Origin of the sequence: Trichlorobacter sp., from assembly GCF_030247655.1 — a bacterium.
In the GTDB taxonomy this organism is placed as follows: Bacteria; Desulfobacterota; Desulfuromonadia; order Geobacterales; family Pseudopelobacteraceae; genus Trichlorobacter.
On the sequence record NZ_JAOTRZ010000286.1, the window covers coordinates 1 to 3158 of the forward strand.

General features: G+C 46.2%; 6 protein-coding genes and 1 tRNA gene. All 7 read left to right on the forward strand.

The features are described from left to right. The first annotated feature begins 131 nt into the window (after positions 1 to 131). The 7 genes from rpmG (at position 132) to rplJ (ending at position 3071) form a co-directional block, all read left to right on the forward strand. Positions 132 to 281, forward strand: coding sequence for a 50S ribosomal protein L33 (gene rpmG, locus OEL57_RS15690; protein ID WP_012469399.1), 150 nt, complete (start codon positions 132 to 134; stop codon positions 279 to 281). Positions 282 to 301: 20 nt separating this feature from the next. After that, positions 302 to 378: transfer RNA gene (locus tag OEL57_RS15695), tRNA-Trp, on the forward strand. Between the two features lie 69 nt (positions 379 to 447). Beyond that, a complete protein-coding gene (secE, locus tag OEL57_RS15700) occupies positions 448 to 630 on the forward strand; it encodes a preprotein translocase subunit SecE (RefSeq protein WP_078791572.1) in 183 nt (60 codons plus the stop codon). A 13-nt stretch (positions 631 to 643) separates the two neighbouring features. After that, positions 644 to 1171, forward strand: a complete 528-nt coding sequence (nusG, locus tag OEL57_RS15705; protein WP_300741770.1) for a transcription termination/antitermination protein NusG — start codon at positions 644 to 646, stop codon at positions 1169 to 1171. A 53-nt stretch (positions 1172 to 1224) separates the two neighbouring features. Continuing rightward, entirely contained in the window at positions 1225 to 1650 is a 426-nt protein-coding gene (gene rplK, locus OEL57_RS15710; protein WP_300741771.1) for a 50S ribosomal protein L11, read from the forward strand. Positions 1651 to 1696: 46 nt separating this feature from the next. Further along, positions 1697 to 2398, forward strand: coding sequence for a 50S ribosomal protein L1 (gene rplA / locus OEL57_RS15715; protein WP_078791575.1), 702 nt, complete (start codon positions 1697 to 1699; stop codon positions 2396 to 2398). A 148-nt stretch (positions 2399 to 2546) separates the two neighbouring features. Next, positions 2547 to 3071 (forward strand): 50S ribosomal protein L10, encoded by a 525-nt coding sequence (rplJ, locus tag OEL57_RS15720; protein ID WP_300741774.1) that lies wholly within the window; start codon positions 2547 to 2549, stop codon positions 3069 to 3071. Positions 3072 to 3158: the final 87 nt, after the last annotated feature.

Genomic DNA, 3158 nt, shown 5'->3' on the forward strand with positions numbered 1-3158 from the left:
CCGTGAAGGTGGTCGTACCGTAGGCGCCGGCGTCGTCAGCGCAATTATCGAGTAAGATACAGGATGTGCCAGCAGGCGCTGTCTGCCGTAAAGGTTGCCAGCGCCTTGCTCGCGTCTGAAAAGGAAGAGCGATGAGAGACATCATTACCCTTGCTTGCACCGAGTGTAAGCAAAGAAACTACACCACGACCAAGAATAAAAAGATTACTCCTCAGAAGCTGGAGTTCAGCAAATATTGTCGTTTTTGTCGTAAGCATACCCCCCACAAGGAAACAAAATAGAGGGGTACGACAACAGTTGCAGGCCAGTAGCTCTAATTGGTAGAGCGCCGGTCTCCAAAACCGGATGTTGGGGGTTCGAATCCCTCCTGGCCTGCCATTTATCTAATAGCCTTGAGTGTTGATTCGTCATGCAATTGTATGTCAGGCGCATTTTCGGGAGAGTGTTGTGACGAATGTGAAGACATTTTTCGAGTCAGTAAAACTTGAGCTGAGCAAGGTTACTTGGCCAACTCGCAAGGAAACCGTTGCAACAACCGGTGTCGTGATCCTGATTGTTTTCATGGTATCTATTTACCTCGGTTTGTGTGATGTGGTCCTGTCCAAGCTGATGCGTTTGGTATTGGGATAACAGGAAATTAATTATGAGCCAGAAATGGTATGGCGTACATACATATTCAGGGTATGAAAACAAGGTTCGCCTCAATCTGACCGAGCGGGTCAAGAATGAGAAGATGGAAGATCTTTTTGGTGAAATACTGATCCCATCTGAAACCGTTGTTGAACTTAAGAAAGGCGAGAAGAAGACATCTTCCCGTAAATTCTTTCCTGGCTATATTCTGATCAAAATGGAGCTGACTGACGAAACATGGCACATTGTTAAGGAAACAGCCAAAGTAACCGGTTTCGTCGGTGGTAATACTCCGTTTCCGATTCCTGATGAGGAAGTTAATAAAATCGCTCGCAGGATGGAAGAGGGTGCAGAAAAACCACGCCCTAAAATTGAGTTTGATGTTGGCGAGACCGTTCGTGTGGTTGATGGCCCATTCCTTAATTTTACCGGTGTGGTTGAAGATGTTAAGCCGGATAAAGGTAAGTTGCGTGTGGCTGTTACAATATTCGGTCGTTCAACACCGGTTGAGCTTGAGTTTATGCAAGTAGAGAAGTGCTGACAAAATCCGTCCCTTTTGTAGATGACGGTACGTAATAAAAGGAGTGCATTCCAATGGCTAAGAAGATTACCGGCTACATAAAACTGCAAATTCCTGCAGGCAAGGCTAACCCCTCGCCACCAATTGGTCCTGCTCTTGGTCAGCATGGCGTCAATATCATGGAATTTTGTAAGGCCTTTAACGCTAAGACGCAGGCTGAAGAAGGTACTATTACCCCAGTTGTTATTACGGTTTACGCTGACCGCTCATTTTCGTTCATAACCAAAACCCCCCCGGTTCCGGTTCTGATTAAGAAGACGATTGGTATTGAAAGCGGTTCAAGTGTACCGAATAAGAATAAAGTCGGAAAGCTGACCAAGGCTCAGGTAGAAGAGATTGCAAAGAAAAAAATGCCGGATCTGAACGCGGCCTCTGTTGAAGCAGCCATGCGGACAGTGGAAGGTACTGCTCGTTCCATGGGTGTAGATATTGTTGAGTAATACTGGCTTTTGCCAAGGAAACAGAGTTCAGTAGGAGAGGACGGACATGTCAAAAAGTACTAAAAAACATAGCGCCGCAATGACCAAGATTGACCGTAATTCGGTTTATCCCCTGAAAACAGCGGTCGAAGTGGTAAAAGATACTGCTTACGCCAAATTTGATGAAACCGTTGATGTCGCGGTTAAGTTGGGTGTTGACCCACGCCACGCAGATCAAATGGTTCGTGGTGCTGTTGTTCTTCCCAATGGCTTGGGTAAGAATGTACGTGTACTGGTGTTTGCTAAGGGCGAAAAGGAAAAGGAAGCTCTTGACGCCGGTGCTGACTATGTCGGTGCTGATGACTTGGTTACTAAAATCCAAGAGGGCTGGTTTGACTTTGATACCGCTATTGCAACCCCAGATATGATGGGTGTTGTCGGTAAAATTGGTAAGCTGCTCGGTCCTCGTGGTTTAATGCCTAACCCTAAAGTGGGTACGGTTACTTTTGAGGTTGGACGTGCAGTAAAGGAATCCAAGGCTGGTAAGGTTGAGTTTCGTGTGGAGAAGGCTGGTATTGTCCATGCTCCTATCGGTAAGGTTTCATTTGATGCTGAAAAGCTTCAAGGGAACTTGGTTGCTTTAGTTGAAGCATTGGTAAAGGCCAAGCCTTCTGCTGCAAAAGGCACTTACATCAAGAAAATTTCTCTGTCATCTACGATGGGTCCAGGAATCAATCTTGATATTAGTGATGTAACCGCAAATATTTAAAAGTTTTAGCCAAAGTCACAGACAGCAGGCGCAGTCCGCATAAAGACTAAACAGGTCTGCCTGCCGAGACTTGGGTTCGCAAGTTAACTTGCGCTCCTGACTTTGGCATGGGGATAGCCCCAGAAACCAAAAGAAAGGAGGACGACGCTTGAAAAAATCTGTCAAGCAGGAACAAGTAGCGCTTATGCACGATAAGTTAGTGCGTGCAAAGGCAGTGTTTTTAGCTGATTTCCGCGGAATGAATGTGGATAAGGCAACAACACTTCGTAACGAACTTCGGACTGCCAGCGTTGAGTACAAGGTGTTTAAGAACACCCTGTTTGATATCGCTGCACAAGAAACTGAGGCTGCATGCTTAGCTCCGTATCTTGCCGGCCCAACAGCGGTGGCTATTTCCTATGATGATCCTGTCGGTGCTGCCAAAGTTTTGTCCAAATTCGCCAAAGAATCAAAAGGCGTATTTGTACTTAAGGCTGGTGTGCTTTCCGGCAAGGTTATTGATGTAAACCAGATTCAGGCACTTGCAGATCTCCCATCACGGGAAGTATTGCTTGCCAAGATGCTCGGCTCAATGCAGGCACCAGCTACTAACTTTGTTGGTGTGCTGGCAGCACTGCCCGGCTCACTGGTTCGCGCTCTGGATGCAATCCGGGCAAAAAAAGAAGGCAATTAGAACTTCTCGTTGTATCTATAAACAATTAAACACTCGATACCTATATGGAGGATATCATGGCTGAAATCACTAAGGCAGATGTAGTAG